A 16177-nucleotide genomic window follows, 5' to 3' on the forward strand; every position below is an offset into this window, starting at 1 on the left:
GCGCCATCGCTATAATGGCCGCTGGCTCAATTGACATCCACCCCTTCCTGAAGGACTGAGGATTACCCACAAATTCCTTGACTATGAAATCATTCATTCTTCCGAAAGATAAGGTACATCTGCGAAATTTCATGCAGAGCCAGGAATCCTCGCCAAAGCACTGTCATGCCGGGAGGACGGTCTCGCTTGCGCCCGAGGTAGCCGCCCAGCTTGGCGATCCACAGTATTGCTTCTCCCAAGGTGGGCGGCTGTTGCGGAACGCTGCTAACGGCGTGCGTCCGACAATACAAGGCTTGCCACTCGAAACGCTGCAACAACACTTCACAGGAAACATCCGCATCCAGTCGCCCCAACAGTGTGGCGTAAAGAATTCGCCAAGCGATGACGGCAAACAGGGCGGTAGCGCGGATGAAGCGCTTCACATCGCCAAACTGCCGCGCCTCAATCTGGCAACCACTCTTGAGTACTCGGTGCCATGTTTCAATCGTCCAGCGGCGCGCATACCAAGACAGACGTTCCAGTGCCTGCTCCATGGTGTGGGTCGCTACCGAAGTGAGCAACATCCATTCGATCGGGTCCTGTCCTTGCGGCGGGTCAATTTCGATGGCCCAAATCGCATATGCATCTACCTCGGCCAGCCCTTTGACCTTGCAGCTCTTCGGTTTGCGAATGCGTACCGGGGCGCAGCGTATTGCCATCTGCGCAGTGCGTTCGGCTCTCTTCCCGCGCTCAGGTATACGCAACGACGTTGTTCCCATCGGCGCAACAGACTGCATCGCTTCCCACAAGTAAGCTTCGGGGTGGTTCACTCGGCGATTCCAGGCCGCGCGCACCAACCACTCCACATCGGGACTGCGCTCTGCAACAAACACGTCGTACAGATCGCCCTCGCGATCGCACACTCCCACGATTTGCGTCCCACGACATTGGGATTTGAGCGCCGTCATGTGGTTCAAACCCTCGATCCACTTGACGCTCTCCTTCTCATCTATCGGCAACTTCTTGCGCAATGCTTTCTTACCCAACTGCGCCAGAGGCCGCACCCACGTCTTCAGTCCCAGAACACCCAAGGGCAAGCCTTCCGGCGTGAGCGCGAGCATGCTATGCATGAAGAATCCCCTCACGTGTTTGTGGGTGCAGTAGCCCAATCCCTCGGTGGCTGGCAGATGCGTCAGGTTGTATTCGGTCGTGTCTTGGATTGCCAGAATCACTGGCACTTCGCGCATGCGTGCCAGCGTCTGTCCAATGTGCGAAGTCAGGATGCCATCCGTGTCGACCTCCTCGTTGTCGAAAAAACGATAAGCGGCCTTGAGCTGGGCCTGCGACAGCGACTGCGGAAACGAACAATGCGGGCTCTTGGCCAACTGGCGTGCCAGCGCGACCAGTCGAGCGGTCCGGCGTGCGTCGCCCAAGTCGGCTGCGCCGAACTCGTCGATTGCCCAATCGTTTTCGATTTCCTGAGACAAGGGTATGCATCGCAATTATTGATGGCTAGAAAGTTAACATCGTTTTTTGTTGTTTACAACGCTTTTCTGCATACCATCGAGAACGCTATGCAAAATTTGTGGGTAATCCTCAGTCCTGAAGGAAGGGGATTCTTACGGCGCTACGCGGCGATTTGCACAGTCGCTTCAGTGGGGTGAGCGCATGCGCTCACGCTTCGCCGAGCGGCCTGGCTGCACCGGCTCTCCACAGGCTAGAACGCGATGTCCTCGCGCTAAAACATTGATCGCACCGACCACATCGGCGTGATTTTCGTAACCGCAATCGACGCATAAGAATTTCGCTTGTGTTTGCCGATTGTCTTTCGATGCGTGGCCGCAGCACGGGCACGTCCGGCTGGTGTGGTGCGGCGGAACGGCCAACAGTATGCCGCCGTTCCACGCCACTTTGTAATCCAGTTGTCGCCTGAATTCACCCCATCCCTGATCGAGAATGGCGCGGTTCAGGCTGGACTTCTGTTTCACCATCTTGCCGTGCCGTTCGCTGCTGCCTTTGGAAGACCTGGACATGTTCCGTATCTTCAATGCATACGAACGCGTGGTTTGCGCGGGCGGCGAGCCTGATCGTTGTTGTGGCTTTGTGCAGGAAATCTTTGCGGGCGTTAGCGATGCGGGTGTGAACCTTCTGGACGCGGGCCTTTGCCTTCTTCCAGTTGTTGCTGAACTTGACCTTGCGGCTCATGCGGCGCTGGTAGCGGGCAAGGCGCTGTTGGTGCTTCTTGAAGCTGTTGAGCGGGGCGATATAGCTCTCGTCGCTCATGGTGGCGAACCGAGCGATGCCGACGTCGATCCCGATGGCGGTTGTCGCCGTGGGCAGGGGCTGCTCGACCTCGCGCCGCGTCTGAATCGACACGAACCACTTGCCTCCCGACTGGCTCACGGTGACGTTACGCAGTTCGCCGAGCACGTCCCTGCTGTTGCGGTAGCGCAGCCAACCCAATTTGGGAAGAAAGAGGCGATTGTTGGCCTGATCGAGCTTGATCTGTTTCGGATCGGGGTAGCGGAAAGCATCGCCGCTGCCCTTGCGCTTGAAACGCGGGAAATCGGCGCGTTTGGCAAAGAAGTTTTGGTAAGCCTTCTCCAAGTCCTTCAAGGCATGTTGTAATGGATGACAAGGCGCGTCCTTGAGCCACGGCGTGTCAATGCCATTGCGCCATCCCGTAAGGTGTTTCGCCATCGCGACATAGCCGATGAACTTGTTACCCGCTTCGTAATTTTCTTTTTGCAGTGCCAGCGCCTTGTTATAGACGAACCGGCACGATCCGGCGAAGCGGCGCATAGCGCGCTCCTGCTCGCCATTTGGCATCAGTTCGTATTTGTAGGCTTGTAGACGCTACATGCTTCGATTATCGTTTGGTCTATGAGTAATGGCAGCGATATTCGCCACGGAAGACACTGTATTTTTCTAATGCATGTGCATTTGATCTTTGTCACAAGATACCGCCGTGAAGTCTTCACAAAAGAGATTCTTGACGACCTGCGCCCGATGTTTGCCAGCGTCTGTACGGACTTTGAAGCGGAACTGGTGGAGTTCGACGGCGAGGATGACCACGTTCACCTTCTGGTAAACTACCCGCCCAAGGTTGCCGTTTCCACTCTGGTCAACAGCCTGAAAGGTGTTTCCAGCCGCATGATTCGGAAGAAGAACTATCCAAGTATTCGAAGAAAACTGTGGGGCGGCGCGCTTTGGTCGCCCAGCTACTTTGCGGGTAGTTGCGGCGGCGCACCCATCGCAGTTATTCGACAGTACATCGAACAGCAGCAGACTCCGCACTAAAGTCCAAGGCAAGGACGGCTCTGCCGTCCGCGCTCTTGACCCCGCCGTGAAAAGGGCGAGGTTTGCCGCGCAACAGATCAAGGCAGGCACCATGTCCCACAACACCATCGCCATCAACCAGCGCATGGACAAATTCGACGGCCATCATCGCGTATGGTTGTTCGGTTACGGCTCGCTGATCTTCAAGGCCGACTTCCCCTTCATCGAGCGGCGCCCTGCCACATCGACAACTGGACGCGCCGGTTCTGGCAAGGCTCGCATGACCACCGCGGTACCGAAGCCGCGCCGGGGCGCGTGGCGACGCTGGTCGCGCAGCATGGCGCGCATTGCGCTGGCATGGCATACCTGATTACGCCGGAGGTGTTTGCCCACCTCGACCACCGCGAGAAGAACGGCTACCTGCGGCTGGCGATCGACATTCATTTCGAGGAAGGCGGCAGCGAGGAAGGCTTGGTCTACATCGCCACCGAGGACAATGCGGCGTTCCTGGGCGAGGCGCCGGAATTCGATATCGCGCGCCAGATCGCCACGTCGCACGGGCCGAGCGGACCGAATCGCGAGTACCTGCTCGACCTGGCGCATGCACTACGGGAGATGGGGTTGGACGATCCGCATGTCTTCGAGATTGAGCGGCACCTGGCGGAGTTGACTTAGACCTGCAAGTGTCTCCCCACGAGACAAGACCACTCGCTCAAAGCGGCCCCTTAAACAGGGAAAATTCGACGAAGCCGAATCCGTGGCTCAATCCCGCCTTGTCGATCTGGATCTGCGTCTGTAAGAAATCGATTCCATCGCCGTCGACCGGCAGCGATTCGCCGAAGTCCGGGTGGCTCCTCCTGCGGGATGCATCAATGAGCGTTTTCGCGGCAAGAACAAGGTCGTATGGTGATTGGGCTTTCAGCTTGTGCATGCGCTGCAATACGCCAGCGGCCAAAGGGTAGGCATTCGCGCCGCTTACGTCCTGCCGCCGGAGTTTCCTCGACGTGAACCGAATCGTCATCACCAAATATTCGCAGCCGCCGTGACGAATCTCGAGCGACTCGCCCGGACCAAGTGAACCTAACTCGCGCGCTCCCTCCCCGGCCGGCGAACGAAATTGGTAGGAGCGCAGTCCGGACTTCGTTGGAGCAAATACCGGTACCGGTTCACCGCGCACGCAATCATCCCGGACAGGCTCGGCCAACCCGACGGATGGAATCGCCAGCACTGCCGTGAACAAAATAGAGCTGACAGGCTTTATCCGGGCCATGATCATCGGTCCACCATTTATGACAAGACTCCGATCATACCCGCGCATACGTATAACAAATCCGCACATTGTCACGGCGCCGCCCAGGAAATCAGGTTCAACTGCCCGTAGCGTTACTCATCTGCTTGCCAATCCGGTATGGGCACCTTCGCTGGCGCCATGTCCGTTCCGCGCTTGCCAGACCGGCGCTAAGCCCGAGAAGCGATGATCCGGCGCACGATGGCGTCGGTAAACTGCTCGGTGGTCGCGCTCCCTTTCAAGTCGCCGGTACGCACTTGATCGATATTCAGGGTCGCGCTGATGGCGTCCCGTAACCGCTGCGCCAAGTCCGGGAGATCGACATGGTCAAGCATCATGCACGCGGCGAGCATCAGCGACACCGGATTGGCAACGCCCTTGCCGGCGATGTCAGGCGCCGAACCGTGCACCGCCTCGAAGATCGCGCACTCGCTACCGATGTTGGCGCCCGGTGCCATCCCCAAGCCGCCGACGAGGCCCGCAATCTGGTCTGACAGAATGTCGCCGAACAGGTTGGTGCACAAGAGCATGTCGAACTTTTGCGGGTTCAGCACCAGCTGCATGGCACAGGCGTCCACGATCATGTCGTTCATCGTCACCCTCCCCTCGTATTCGGCAGCGACTTCCCTGGCCGCCTCAAGGAAGATACCGGTCAATGCCTTGAGGATGTTCGCCTTGTGCACCACCGTGATGTTCTTGCGGCCATTCCTGACCGCATAGTCGAAGGCGAAGCGCGCAATGCGCTTGCTGCCTTCGCGCGTATTGGTACCGGTCGACACCGCCACGGCGCGCGGATCGTCGCCGATCGGAATATAGTATTCGTGCGCCACATAGAATCCACCGAGGTTCTCGCGCACCAGCACGATGTCGATGTCCTCGAAGCGGCCCGGCAGGATCGTCAGCGCGGGACGTACATTGGCATACAGCTGGAACTCTTCCCTGAGCCGGACATTGGATGAACGAAAGCCACCGCCTACGGGCGTGGTCAACGGACCTTTTAGCGCCAGCCCGTGCTTGCGGATGCTGGCGAGTGTTTCAGGCGGCAGCGGATCGCCGCTCTGGGCAACGCCGGCCATGCCCGCTTGCTGTATATCCCACGCAAATGGCGCACCGAGTGCACCGAGGACCTTGACAGTTGCCTCCACGACTTCGGGGCCGATACCATCCCCGGGAATTAATGTCGCTGGAATGTGGGGCTGGACCTTGTCGCGCAAATTACACCTCCTTATAGAACTGACTTACGAAAACCATTCCGCCCTCCGCCGGGCGTAAATAGACGCTAGCCGGCGCGACATCAAAGGACATCAAGTTTTCCCTCGATACACGCGATATCCTCAGGAACCGGCGATTCCCGCATCTTAGTCTCCGAAGTTGACCCTAACCTGAATACAAGCTGAATAGCATGTAAGGCTGAGGCCTCAAACGAACCGCACCGTACACCTCGAATTCTGGTGCGATATCAGCCTGCCGCAGGGCGAGGACGGACAGGGATTGCGGGGATCTGTTATTTTCCCGCCGGTGCGACCTTGAAGCCGAGCAATGCGCCGCCAAAGTTCCCTGGTCCAGGCGCGACGGCGACATAGTATCGCTTCAGTTCCGGCACCAGCATCGCGGTCTTTGCACCGTGCGCTGTCGGGACCTGCGCGAGCTCAACGTAGTCGTCCTTGCTCTTTTGCTGGACCACCTTGACGAATCCGTCACCCGCCGCGTAGATGCGGCGGTTGGCCTTGTCGTACTGTACGTCATTGGCGCGTTCAGGCGCGGCAAAACTCGCGACCGTCGCGCCCGTCTGCGTGTTCAGTACGACCAGCTTGAATGGCGCCCGGGTAATCACGAACAGCCGCTTCCCAGTCTCGTCCAGCGCGAGAGGAGACGGCTGCGCAGCCACCGTGATCGGGAAGGTCCTGACAATCTTGAAGGTCTTCTTGTCGATCACCGCGACATGATCCTTGCCGGTCACGCTGGTGTACAGGTAAGGGCCATTCTTCTCGACCGCGACGGCCTTGAGCAGGTCGGTATCGAACTTCAATTCTCCCAGTTGCTTCCTGGTCTTCAAGTCGATCGCAGTGAAGAAGGATTCCTTCAGTCCCCCTTTGGCGCCGCCGGTCTGGATGAACAGGCGCCCACTGGCGGCGTCGTAGCCCATCGTGTTCGTGCCAGGTCGTAGCGTGATCGTGTCGATCAGCTCGTAGGTCGTGGCGTCGAGTATCTTGGCGCCTACGCGGCTATCGGCCACGATCAGGCGGTTCTGCTCCGGAATGACGATGAAGCCCTGCGGTTTGCCGAAGCCTCCCACCGACCGTTGATGGGCTCCTGTCGTCAGGTCGAACACTTCGACGGTCGATGTGTATTCGCCGGCGACGAACAGCCGGTTGCTCTTGACGTCGTAACTGAAGCGATCGAAATCACCGGTGTACTTCGGCAACTCCGCCTTGCTGAATGATTGCAGAACAAGCGCGGCCGGTGGCGCACCCGCGGCAAACGATGCCGCTGGCTGGAATGCGAAGGCGATAGCGAGGATGCAGGACAAGCTGGACAGCGGCTTATTGAAAGGCATATTGAATTCTCCGGATAATGAGTTGGGCACCCTGTGCGATATCGCACAGCCGCGAACACACTGTAAGCGCCCAACCTGAAATCAATCTGAAGAAGCCGGACTCAATCGCCGTCAGATTTCGCTTGCCGCGGCGGCGGGCAAGTCGATGGCCACGGCCAGGCCGCGCCCGTCCGGGCCGGCGCAAAACTGCAGTGATCCACCATGGAGTTCGACAATCCGCTTGACAATCGACAGCCCCAATCCACTACCGCCCTGCCCGCTTCCGAGCACCCGGAAGAAGCGCTCGGTCAGCCGCTCACGGTCGTCGGCACTGACACCCGGCCCATCGTCGGACACCGAAAGGCGCGCCGTGTCCTCCAGCCAGCGGGCGCGGATTGTGATCTTGCAGCCAGGGCCACCGTAGCGCAAGGCGTTGTCGACCAGGTTGCGCAGCACAACCCGCAGCATGTCGGGATTGACGAACAGCGCATCGATGCCGCAGTCGACGCCAATCGTGGCGCCGCGCTGCGCTGCCGCCTCCTGGTGCGCCCGCACAGTGTCCTCGAGCAGCGGGGCGAGGGGTACGCTGGAACGCACCAGGTCGTGGCTCGCGATGGGATCGAGCCGTGCCAGCGCCAGCAGGCTGTCGACCAGGCTGGTACTGCGCTCCACATCCTGGCGCAACTTCTGCAAGGAGCCGGCCAGGCCGGGATGCTGCCGCTGCAGCAGCTGGACGTGCATCTGGACGCCTGCCATCGGCGTCCGCAATTCGTGCGCCGCATCGGCTGTAAAGCGGCGCTCGGCCTGCATCGCCGCGTCGAGCCGGCCCAGCATGCCGTTGACGGCATCGATGATCGGCAACAACTCTGCCGGCTGCCCGGCGTCGTCCAGCAGCGTCAAGTCGTCGCGCGACTTTTGCGCGATGCGGGTGGCAGTATCGCTGATCGGACGCGTGGCGCGCCGGATAAAGAACCAGCTTGCCAACCCGAGCAACAGCAGCAGCGCTGCGGCGGGAAATGCCAGGTGTTCGGCGAGTTCAAGCAGGATGTCATAGCGCTTTTCATAGTCCTGCCCCACCTGGACCATTGAACGCTGGTCGGCGCTACGCGTGACAAACACCCTCAGCTTGCGTCCATCCACCACGACATTGGCGAATCCCTTCTTCTTGCGGAACGAGGCTATATACGGGATCGCAGGCGCGCCGGCTGTGCGCTGGACCACCTTGCCGTCAACCACGATCTGGTAGTGGATCTCCAGTTTTCGTTCAGCGCCGGCGTTCGCGCTGCGGTCGGCATGCAGGCCGCGTTCGTTCCAGTCGGTGGTCGCGGCCATGATCAGGTAGCCGGACTCCTTCAGTGCATCGTCGAAGACCGCATTGGTCTCGCGCCAACCGATCTGCGCGACGATGCTCAGCCCCGCCATCCACAAGGCGATACTGGTTCCCAGGATCACCAGCAACAGGCGCCGGCGCAAGGAATAGTGGTCGCCAGGCCGGTCAGGCATCGAAGGGATTCAGACGGTATCCAAGGCCACGGATCGTCACGATCGTGGCGGCGCCAAGTTTTCGGCGCAGGCTGTGGATGTAGACTTCAACGGCATTGCTTTCGATCTCATCGCCCCAGCCGTACAACGATTCCTCGATCTGGGCACGGGTCGTGATCTGGTCCTTGCGCTGCATGAGGGCGTACAGCACGTTGTACTCGCGCGGCGTAAGGTCGACGGCGGCCTGGTCCAGCCTGACCCGCCGTGCGATCGCGTCGAGCGTGATGCTGCCGTGCTGGAGCATGCTGCTGACATTGGTGCATTTGCGCCGTACGGCGGCCCGGATCCGGGCGGACAGTTCGTCCAGGTCGAACGGCTTGATCAGGTAGCCGTCGGCGCCGATGTCCAATCCCTCGACCCGCTCGGCCAGGGTATTGAACGCGGTGATCATGAGGACAGGCACGGCACTGCCGCGCGCGCGCAGCCGTTCCAGCGTCCTGTCCCCGGACATGCCGGGCAGGCCCCGGTCCAGCAGCACGCAATCGTAGGCGTGCGTCATCAACGCCGTTTCGGCGGAATCGCCGCGCCGAACCCAATCCACCGCGTACTGGTCAAGCCGCAGCCAGGCCAGTATCGTTTCCCCGAGCGAGACGTCGTCTTCAACCAGCAGGATGCGCATGGCGGCACGCTCAGAAGCTGTGGCGCACGCCGAGGTTGAAGGCGGCATCGCCCGTACCTGCTTCGGCATTGTTGCCCACGGTGTAGCCGGCGCCATTCTTGTTGCGGATCTTGGCGTAGGCCGTGTACAGGTTGGTGCGTTTCGAGACGGGATACGAATAGGCGACGCCCAGCTGGGTCGCATCCTGGTTGAGCGCCGTACGGTCGTCCTTGCTGATGTACGACGCCATGATGGTGCCGCCCAGTGCAGGAACCGAGGCGCCGGCGAGGTATTGCGCGCCGTCGGTGGTCGCGGTCGGCTTGACGCCGCCGTACGGGTTGTTCGCGTTCGGCAGCGGCGCGCTGTTCGGCCCCTTGTCGCGACCGAAGGCGCCGTACACCTTGGCCACGCCCAGGTCGTAGTTGGCCGCGATCACCGCGTTGCGCGCCGAGTCGCGGCTGGCGGCGGCGACCGGCGGCGTCATGGCCGCGCCGGTGGCAGCAGTGATGTCGTTGTTGCGGTTGTTGTAGCCAAGGCGGACATTGAGCGGTCCGCCGGCGTAGGCCAGCGCGACGCCGGCCTGGCGCCCGGCGATGCTGCTGCCGGCCTGCTCGCCGAAGGCATAGGCCAGTTCCGCCGACACGCCATGCACGGCTGGAGAGGCATACACCACCGTGTTGCTGGTGCGGCTATTGCTGCCGGCGGTCGGGAACAAGTTCTTGATATTGCCCGCGTATGCGGTGCCGAACGGATCGGCGACATTGCTCAACGTAAGGTAGTACGGTGTGTCCTGGCGGCCGAGGGTCAGCGCGCCCAGCGCTGCGCTCTTCAGGCCGACATAGGCCTGGCGGTTGAATATCGTTCCGGCCGCATCGATTTCGCCGGTGTCGATCTTGGCACCCAGTTCCAGCACGAAGATGGCGACCAGGCCGTTGCCCAGGTCTTCGCTGCCGCGGAAGCCCAGGCGCGACGCCGACCCCACACCACTGCTGATCTTGGTGACGGCACCTGCGACACCGCCGCTTTCGCGCACCAGGCCCGCATCGGCAATGCCATACACGGTGACGGAAGTCTGGGCCGAAGCAAATCCGGCGAATGCCAGGGCAAGGGTGCAGGCGAGCGAAAGTTTTTTCATGAAGGTTCCTTGTGAGAGAAGCGATTCCGGTGATGGCGCGATGTGGACAGTGTCGCCGCCGTACATGAACCCAATCTTAAAATTGTGCAAATGGTGAAAATAAGCCCGCACGGATCGATCAAGCTTCAGTTCAGGATCCATTCAGATTGATCCCGCAAGCTATTGCATTTCACGCGGAGGCCTCATGAACACAGCAGTTTTGGTCCGGCTGCGAACCGGTGCGGCGCTGGCACTGGCGTTGACGGGATGCGCGCAACTGGAACCCGGCGCCCCCCCGCCGCCCTATTCGCCCGAAATTGCCGTCGCGGGCTCACTGCGCGCTGCCGGCGCAGATACCATGGCCGCATTGTTGGACGACTGGTCGAACGGGTTCGGCCGCCATCACCCCCGCGCCTCGGTGCATACCGACCGCCGGTCCACGCTGTCGGCACAGGGTATGGCGGCGCTGCTGGACGGGCAGGCCGACATCGTGACCTTCGTGCGCGAACCCTTCGACAGCGAACGCGCCGCCTTCCAGGCACGCTTCGGCTACCCTTTGTCGACGGTGCGGGTGGCCGGCGGCAGCTACGCCACCAAGGGCGGCACCCACGCGATCGCGGTGTACGTCCATGCCAGCAATCCCCTGTCCAGCCTGACCCTGGCCGAGCTTGACGGCGTGTTTTCGCGCACGCTGCGCCGCGGCGCGCCGGCGACGGCACGCACCTGGGGCGACCTTGGCCTGGGCGGCGCCTGGCGCGACCGCCCGGTCAACGTGTACGGCATGCTCACCCGGCGCGCCAGCGGCAATCCACCGGGCATCGTCAATTTCATGAACGGGCGCGTGCTGCTCGGCGGCGAGTGGCGCGCCGACCTGCGCGAGCAGGTCGACCGCGAAGGAGAACAGTCGCTGGCCGCGATCGTCGCCCGCGTCGCCGGAGATCCGAACGGAATCGGCTACAGCGGCTTCGGCTATGCGCGCGCCGGCGTCAAGACGCTGGCCCTGGCCGAAGCCGCGGGCACGCCGTACTACGCTGGCACCCGCGGCGAGGTCGCGCGCCTCGACTATCCATTAAGCCGCAGTATCTACCTCGGCTTCAATGCGCCGCCAGGCATGCCGCTGCCCCCGTTGATGCGCGAGTTCCTGCGCTTCGTGCTGAGCGCGGAAGGGCAAGCGGCGATCGCGCGCGATCGCATGGCATTCATCCCGCAGGACGGTGCGCAGGCGGCGCGGGCGCGCGCGGCCATTCCCTGACGCGCCGCAAGCGGTCAGTCCCGGCACGCTTCCTCCCCGCCAAAAAAAACCGCCAGGACAATAGCCTGGCGGGAAAGCACCTCCGGACCAACCTGGCTAGAATCGCTTGCGGACGGAGAACGCCAGGTTGCGCGGCGCGCCTGGGAGAATCTGCAGTTCGTTCATGAAGCCGGCGCTTTCATAGTAGGTCTTGTCGAACAGGTTGCCGACCTTGGCCGTGAAGTCGTAGTCGCCCTTGCTGTAATACAGCCCCAGGTCCGCAATCACGTAGGACGGCAGCTTGAGCACGCGGCGGTCCGCCGTGCTCGGGATATTGCCGGTGCGTTCATCGCTGTACACCACGCCGAAGCCGATGCCCAGTCCTTCGAGCGCCCCAGAGTCGATGTCGTAGCGCGACCACAGGTTGGCGCTGTTGAGCGGCGCGTTGGTCAGGCGCGCACCGACTTGCGCCGCGTCGGCCGACTTGACGATGACGGCGCGGGTGTGGGCCCAGCCAGTGGCGATCTGCAGGTTGGGCAGCGGCTTGGCGTTCACCTCCAGTTCGAAGCCCTGTGCCCTCTCCGAGCCGATCTGCTGGGCGCAGGTGCCGCGCGGGCATGCGAAGCTGCTGAGCACGTTTTCCTTTTCGATGCGGAACAGCGCGAACGTGGTGCGCAGCTTGTTGTTCATGAAGTTCGCCTTGGCCCCCACTTCGAACTGCCTGGCCGATTCCGGGGTGAAGGGATTGTTCCCATTGATGTCCTGGCTGTTCGCCGGCGCCGGCACGTAGGAGGTGCTGTAGCTGGCGTAGTAGGTGGTCTCCTTGTCCGGCTGGTACAGCAGGCCGGCCAGCGGCAGGACCTTGGAGGTCGACTTTTCGCCCGGCGCCACGTTCGGCACCTTCAGTTCCTTGAAGCGCTGTTTTTCGGCCGTGTAGCGCAAGCCCAGGTTCAGTTTCCAGTGCGCCGCCAGGGTCATCAGGTCGGATGCGTACACCCCCGAACTGGTGGTGACGGTGTAGCGCCGGTTCAGGTTCCCGGGCGTGGCCGGATTCACCGCCGGCAGCGAGTCGAGCGGCGCGGCGCGGCCGAATACCGGGTTGTAGATATTGATGTCGAGCGACTGTGGTCCCGTCGCCGGCCCGTTGAAGAACTGGATGCGGTTGGTGTCGAGGGTATCGCGGCCCGCGTTGACCCCGACGATCATTTTGTGGCCCACGTCCGCCGTGGTGAACGGCAGCGTGACATTGCTGTCGATGTAGTTGAACTCGCGCGCGTTTTCCTGCTTGCGCGCGCGCCGCTGCAGCGTCACGCCGTCGGGCCGGATCGCCGTGTTGTCGTAGCCGCGCGCATCGTCGCTATTTTCGACGAAGCGCCCGGCCAGGCTCCACTTGACGTCGCCGCCGAAGGCATGGCTCAGCGACACTGTGGTGGCGTGGCCATCCTCTTTCAGCACATCGCCCGGCTCGTTGTAATGGGTAGTGATGGGCGCGATCTTCGTGATGTCCTTGTTCGGCGCGACCAGGTACTGGTCATACGCTGACTCCGAACGGCGGTACTCGAAGCCGATGGTCGCGCTGGTGGCGGGCGACACCTTCCAGGTAAAGCTCGGCGCTGCGTACCCGCCCTTGTTGTAGGCGCGGTCGCGGAAGGTATCGGTGTCGTTGGCCTGCGCCACGAAGCGGTACAGGAAGCTGCCTTCCGCATCGATCGGGCCGGTGACATCCATCGAGACGTCGTAGCCATTCGCGTCGCCCAGGCTGAGCTTGTCGCCGTGGTAGCCCGTGACCTTGGCGCCGAATTCCCCGCCGAAGCTTGCCTGCGGCTTCTTGCTGACGAGATTGACGAAACCACCCGGCTGCGCCTGGCCATACAGCACCGACGCCGGCCCCTTGACGACCTCGACGTGGTCGGTGCCGATGACCGGCGGCGACGAGAACCGTCCGGACAGGCCGGGCAAGCCGTCGACCATGATGGCGTTCTTGTCGTTGGCCCCGGTCTTGAAGCCGCGGATCGACATTTCCATGCCCGTGTTACCGGAGCGCTTGATACCCGTCATGTAGTTGTACAGGTCGGCCACGTTGACCACCTCGATGGCCTTCATGAAGGTATCCGTGTACGAGGCTACCGTGAACGGCGTATCGCGTACCGGCACGGCCAGCTTCATCGCGCTGGCCGATCCGCTGCTGATGAAGTTGCCCTTGACTGTGACCTGTTGCATTGGTGGGGCCGCGGCGGCTTCCGGCGCGGGAGCTCCGTTCTGGGTGGCGGTCTGGGCGTGCGCCATTTGTGCGACGGCGAGTGCGATTGCCGATGCGAGCACGGTTCGATTCAACATGACTCCTCCATTCGATATGAGCCGTATCCGGGCCCATCGTTATAGTTTTAGTGGTGCGACAAGGGAAAGCAGGGAGCGGGAGAAACAGGGAAGCCAAGCGGCTTCCGCGGGAAGCAGGAGGGGCAAAAGGCCCCTTCCCGATACGGTTGGACGGGCTCGCCGCGTCAGTCGAGGCTGTCAAGTTTGGCGAGTTCGGCGCGCACTATCTCGTTGTTCAGCGGGATGTAGACGCGCTCATCGGCCACGATCTGCTGGCCCTGCTTGCTGAGGACCATCTTGAGGAATTCCTTGGTCTTCGGCTCGATCGGCTGGCCCGGCTTCTTGTTGATGTAGATGTAGACGAAGCGGCTCAGCGGATACTTGTGCGAGTAGACGTTTTCAAGGGTAGGCATGTAATACGGATCGCCAGCCCTGGCCGCCAGCGGCACGACGCGCACGTTCGGGGTCTTGTTCGCCAGCAGCGCGTAGGTCAGGCCGCCGGGCCGCTTGGCCATGTCTTCGGCCGCCACATTGAAAGCGTGGACGAAGCCCTTGCCCTTCACCATTTCAATGCTGTCCTTGTATTCGCCCCCTTCCATCGCCTTGTACTTGATGAACTGCTCGATACCGTTGACGGCCTTGAGGCCGTACAGGCGCACCGGACGGTTGGCCCATTCGCCGGCCAGCCCGAGGTCGCCCCAGGTGTTGATCTCCTTGTAGCCGCGCAAGCGCGTCTTGGAGTAGACCGCATCGAGCTGTTCCAGCGTCAGCCCTTTCAGCGGATTGTCCTTGTCGACGAAGATGACGCTGGTCGCAGTCTTGCCGAGCGAACCGACACTACCGGTGGCGACACGGATCGCGGTTGGCTTGTAGCCGAATTTTTCAACGAACGCCTTCTCTTCGGCCGGCAGCATCTCGCGGCCAACCGGCGCCGCATGGGCGCCATCGATCAGGCCGCCGGCGCCGGCGCCGGATGCGCGCGCCTCGACCGTCACGCTCATTTTCGGCGCGTACGCCTTGCGGAACATCTTGGCCCAGCCAAACGTGATCTCATCCATGACGTCCGCCCCCACCAGGTGGAACTCCTCTTCCGGCGGGTTGATGGTGATCGGCCCCGGCTTCCAGACCGGAAGCTTGGGATCGACTTGAAGCTTGTGCTCCGGGGCGGCGTACTTGAGCGCGAACGCAGCAGGCGTAACCAGCAAGGTCGAAACGGCGGCAAGACCGATCAGGCAAGAGGTACGAATTGAATGTTTCATAGATCACCTAGTTAGATTGAAGGGAGCCACTTGGCCGGGAAGTTCATGTCAGCAGCCGGGCCAGAATAGCCAATCAACATGAATGCAGCCTGAATCGAAGATTAATGCGGACTGGTCGTGCGCCTCACGCTTTCGAGGCGCCGAACAAGGCAGCCACCAGTGGGTCGCGCAGCACTTTCGCGTCGTCGACGACAAGCGGATATGCGACGTCATCGGCCAGGATATGGAAGTGCCTGCCGCCTTTGTCCGCAGCATGCCCGACATTGTCCGCGTACGCGCTGTCCCCGGCGGCCGCGAGGAAGGCGCCGACCACCGCACGGTCCGGGGCGATGCGGTAGAACGTGCGCTCGCCGGCCGCGCGATTGCGGCCGCACGGCGGCTGCTCGGCCACGCCTGCGCACAGCAGCTCGCCAATGTAGATCCGCGCCGACGTCCGCGAACAATCGAGCAGGGCCATCACGTCGGCATGATCCATGTCGCGGCGCGACAGCTCCGCCACCAGCTCCTTCATCTTGCCGATGCGGCGCCGCGACGTGGACCTGAACTTGTCCGGCGCGTCGCCGCGAACCGCCGCAACGAGGCAGGAGCGGCCGGCCGGCCAGGCCGGAGGAAAGGAGTGAAGAGTAGGCATGCGCTGGCGAATCCGAAGGGTGGATGGGAACTGTCCGCCTCGATCTTGACCGGCGATTGTGAAAGCAAGCTGAACAACTCCTGAATCCGCCGCAAGGACAGCGCGCACAGTTCAGCCGCCGTTCAGGCTGCGTACAGGGAGCGGACTTACGATCCATCCAGTGCCTGCATCGGCAGGCATCCCTTCACAGCGGGGACTATCATGAGTGGCAAGCACCTCCGGGCAATCGCCCTGGCCGGCATCTTGGCCGCCCTCCTCTGCACCGGCGGCAGGCTGGCGTTCGAGCATTTCGTACCGTGGCCCGACGTCGAATCCGTCCGCCACCAGTCCGCTTCGGACGCCTGAACCCATCGTACTGCCGGCGCGGTGCCGGCATGCGTTGTTCCCCAACCGCGAAATGCAAA

Annotated in this window: 14 protein-coding genes and 1 pseudogene; 4 read left to right on the forward strand and 11 right to left on the reverse strand. The window is 61.9% G+C overall.

Annotation, left to right across the window (positions count from 1 at the left end):
* Window positions 1-89 precede the first annotated feature (89 nt).
* Both D3872_RS20590 and D3872_RS20595 read right to left on the reverse strand, forming a co-directional pair.
* Complete coding sequence (locus tag D3872_RS20590) at window positions 90-1466, reverse strand: IS4 family transposase (RefSeq protein ID WP_119809467.1); 1377 nt, start codon at window positions 1464-1466, stop codon at window positions 90-92.
* 165 nt (window positions 1467-1631) lie between these two features.
* Window positions 1632-2808: pseudogene (locus D3872_RS20595) on the reverse strand (RNA-guided endonuclease InsQ/TnpB family protein).
* A gap of 54 nt (window positions 2809-2862) precedes the next feature.
* Between D3872_RS20595 and tnpA the strand changes: the two are divergent.
* On the forward strand, window positions 2863-3279 hold the full coding sequence (gene tnpA, locus D3872_RS20600; RefSeq protein WP_119812570.1) for an IS200/IS605 family transposase: 417 nt from the start codon (window positions 2863-2865) through the stop codon (window positions 3277-3279).
* Between the two features lie 153 nt (window positions 3280-3432).
* Entirely contained in the window at window positions 3433-3933 is a 501-nt protein-coding gene (locus D3872_RS20605) for a gamma-glutamylcyclotransferase (RefSeq protein ID WP_229459446.1), read from the forward strand.
* Between the two features lie 37 nt (window positions 3934-3970).
* Here the strand turns inward: D3872_RS20605 and D3872_RS20610 are convergent, their stop codons facing one another.
* From D3872_RS20610 to D3872_RS20635, 6 genes are all read right to left on the reverse strand, one after another.
* On the reverse strand, window positions 3971-4528 hold the full coding sequence (locus tag D3872_RS20610) for a hypothetical protein (protein ID WP_147373948.1): 558 nt from the start codon (window positions 4526-4528) through the stop codon (window positions 3971-3973).
* A gap of 188 nt (window positions 4529-4716) precedes the next feature.
* Window positions 4717-5760, reverse strand: coding sequence for an isocitrate/isopropylmalate dehydrogenase family protein (locus D3872_RS20615; RefSeq protein WP_119812572.1), 1044 nt, complete (start codon window positions 5758-5760; stop codon window positions 4717-4719).
* Window positions 5761-6050: 290 nt separating this feature from the next.
* Window positions 6051-7103, reverse strand: a complete 1053-nt coding sequence (locus D3872_RS20620; RefSeq protein ID WP_119812573.1) for a YncE family protein — start codon at window positions 7101-7103, stop codon at window positions 6051-6053.
* 111 nt (window positions 7104-7214) lie between these two features.
* Window positions 7215-8585: a sensor histidine kinase gene (locus D3872_RS20625; protein ID WP_119812574.1), complete on the reverse strand. Its 1371-nt coding sequence runs from the start codon at window positions 8583-8585 to the stop codon at window positions 7215-7217.
* Window positions 8578-9243 carry a response regulator gene (locus D3872_RS20630; protein ID WP_119812575.1) on the reverse strand — a complete coding sequence of 222 codons (666 nt, stop codon included), beginning with the start codon at window positions 9241-9243 and terminating at the stop codon, window positions 8578-8580. The genes D3872_RS20625 and D3872_RS20630 overlap by 8 nt, the downstream gene beginning before the upstream one ends.
* 10 nt (window positions 9244-9253) lie before the next feature.
* Window positions 9254-10357 (reverse strand): porin, encoded by a 1104-nt coding sequence (locus tag D3872_RS20635; RefSeq protein ID WP_119812576.1) that lies wholly within the window; start codon window positions 10355-10357, stop codon window positions 9254-9256.
* Between the two features lie 184 nt (window positions 10358-10541).
* Here D3872_RS20635 and D3872_RS20640 point away from each other — a divergent pair, with 184 nt between their 5' ends.
* On the forward strand, window positions 10542-11588 hold the full coding sequence (locus D3872_RS20640; protein WP_119812577.1) for a PstS family phosphate ABC transporter substrate-binding protein: 1047 nt from the start codon (window positions 10542-10544) through the stop codon (window positions 11586-11588).
* A 96-nt stretch (window positions 11589-11684) separates the two neighbouring features.
* On the opposite strand, the gene D3872_RS20645 is transcribed toward D3872_RS20640, so the two are convergent.
* From D3872_RS20645 to D3872_RS20655, 3 genes are all read right to left on the reverse strand, one after another.
* Entirely contained in the window at window positions 11685-13904 is a 2220-nt protein-coding gene (locus D3872_RS20645) for a TonB-dependent siderophore receptor (RefSeq protein WP_119812578.1), read from the reverse strand.
* 164 nt (window positions 13905-14068) lie between these two features.
* Complete coding sequence (locus tag D3872_RS20650; protein ID WP_119812579.1) at window positions 14069-15142, reverse strand: PstS family phosphate ABC transporter substrate-binding protein; 1074 nt, start codon at window positions 15140-15142, stop codon at window positions 14069-14071.
* A gap of 124 nt (window positions 15143-15266) precedes the next feature.
* Window positions 15267-15773: an ArsR family transcriptional regulator gene (locus D3872_RS20655; protein WP_119812580.1), complete on the reverse strand. Its 507-nt coding sequence runs from the start codon at window positions 15771-15773 to the stop codon at window positions 15267-15269.
* 201 nt (window positions 15774-15974) lie between these two features.
* Between D3872_RS20655 and D3872_RS25830 the strand changes: the two genes are divergently transcribed.
* Entirely contained in the window at window positions 15975-16118 is a 144-nt protein-coding gene (locus D3872_RS25830; RefSeq protein WP_182915879.1) for a hypothetical protein, read from the forward strand.
* Window positions 16119-16177: the final 59 nt, after the last annotated feature.

Origin of the sequence: Massilia cavernae (assembly GCF_003590855.1) — a bacterium.
Lineage (GTDB): Bacteria > Pseudomonadota > Gammaproteobacteria > Burkholderiales > Burkholderiaceae_D > Telluria_A > Telluria_A cavernae.

Bases quoted from the DNA above. Each gene is read 5' to 3' on its own strand.
- D3872_RS20655 (WP_119812580.1), bottom strand. From the start codon at position 15,773: ATGCCTACTCTTCACTCCTTTCCTCCGGCCTGGCCGGCCGGCCGCTCC.
- D3872_RS20640 (WP_119812577.1), top strand. From the start codon at position 10,542: ATGAACACAGCAGTTTTGGTCCGGCTGCGAACCGGTGCGGCGCTGGCA.
- tnpA (WP_119812570.1), top strand. From the start codon at position 2,863: ATGAGTAATGGCAGCGATATTCGCCACGGAAGACACTGTATTTTTCTA.
- D3872_RS25830 (WP_182915879.1), top strand. From the start codon at position 15,975: ATGAGTGGCAAGCACCTCCGGGCAATCGCCCTGGCCGGCATCTTGGCC.
- D3872_RS20635 (WP_119812576.1), bottom strand. From the start codon at position 10,357: ATGAAAAAACTTTCGCTCGCCTGCACCCTTGCCCTGGCATTCGCCGGA.
- D3872_RS20605 (WP_229459446.1), top strand. From the start codon at position 3,433: ATGGTTGTTCGGTTACGGCTCGCTGATCTTCAAGGCCGACTTCCCCTT.
- D3872_RS20610 (WP_147373948.1), bottom strand. From the start codon at position 4,528: ATGGCCCGGATAAAGCCTGTCAGCTCTATTTTGTTCACGGCAGTGCTG.
- D3872_RS20650 (WP_119812579.1), bottom strand. From the start codon at position 15,142: ATGAAACATTCAATTCGTACCTCTTGCCTGATCGGTCTTGCCGCCGTT.
- D3872_RS20630 (WP_119812575.1), bottom strand. From the start codon at position 9,243: ATGCGCATCCTGCTGGTTGAAGACGACGTCTCGCTCGGGGAAACGATA.
- D3872_RS20645 (WP_119812578.1), bottom strand. From the start codon at position 13,904: ATGTTGAATCGAACCGTGCTCGCATCGGCAATCGCACTCGCCGTCGCA.
- D3872_RS20620 (WP_119812573.1), bottom strand. From the start codon at position 7,103: ATGCCTTTCAATAAGCCGCTGTCCAGCTTGTCCTGCATCCTCGCTATC.
- D3872_RS20625 (WP_119812574.1), bottom strand. From the start codon at position 8,585: ATGCCTGACCGGCCTGGCGACCACTATTCCTTGCGCCGGCGCCTGTTG.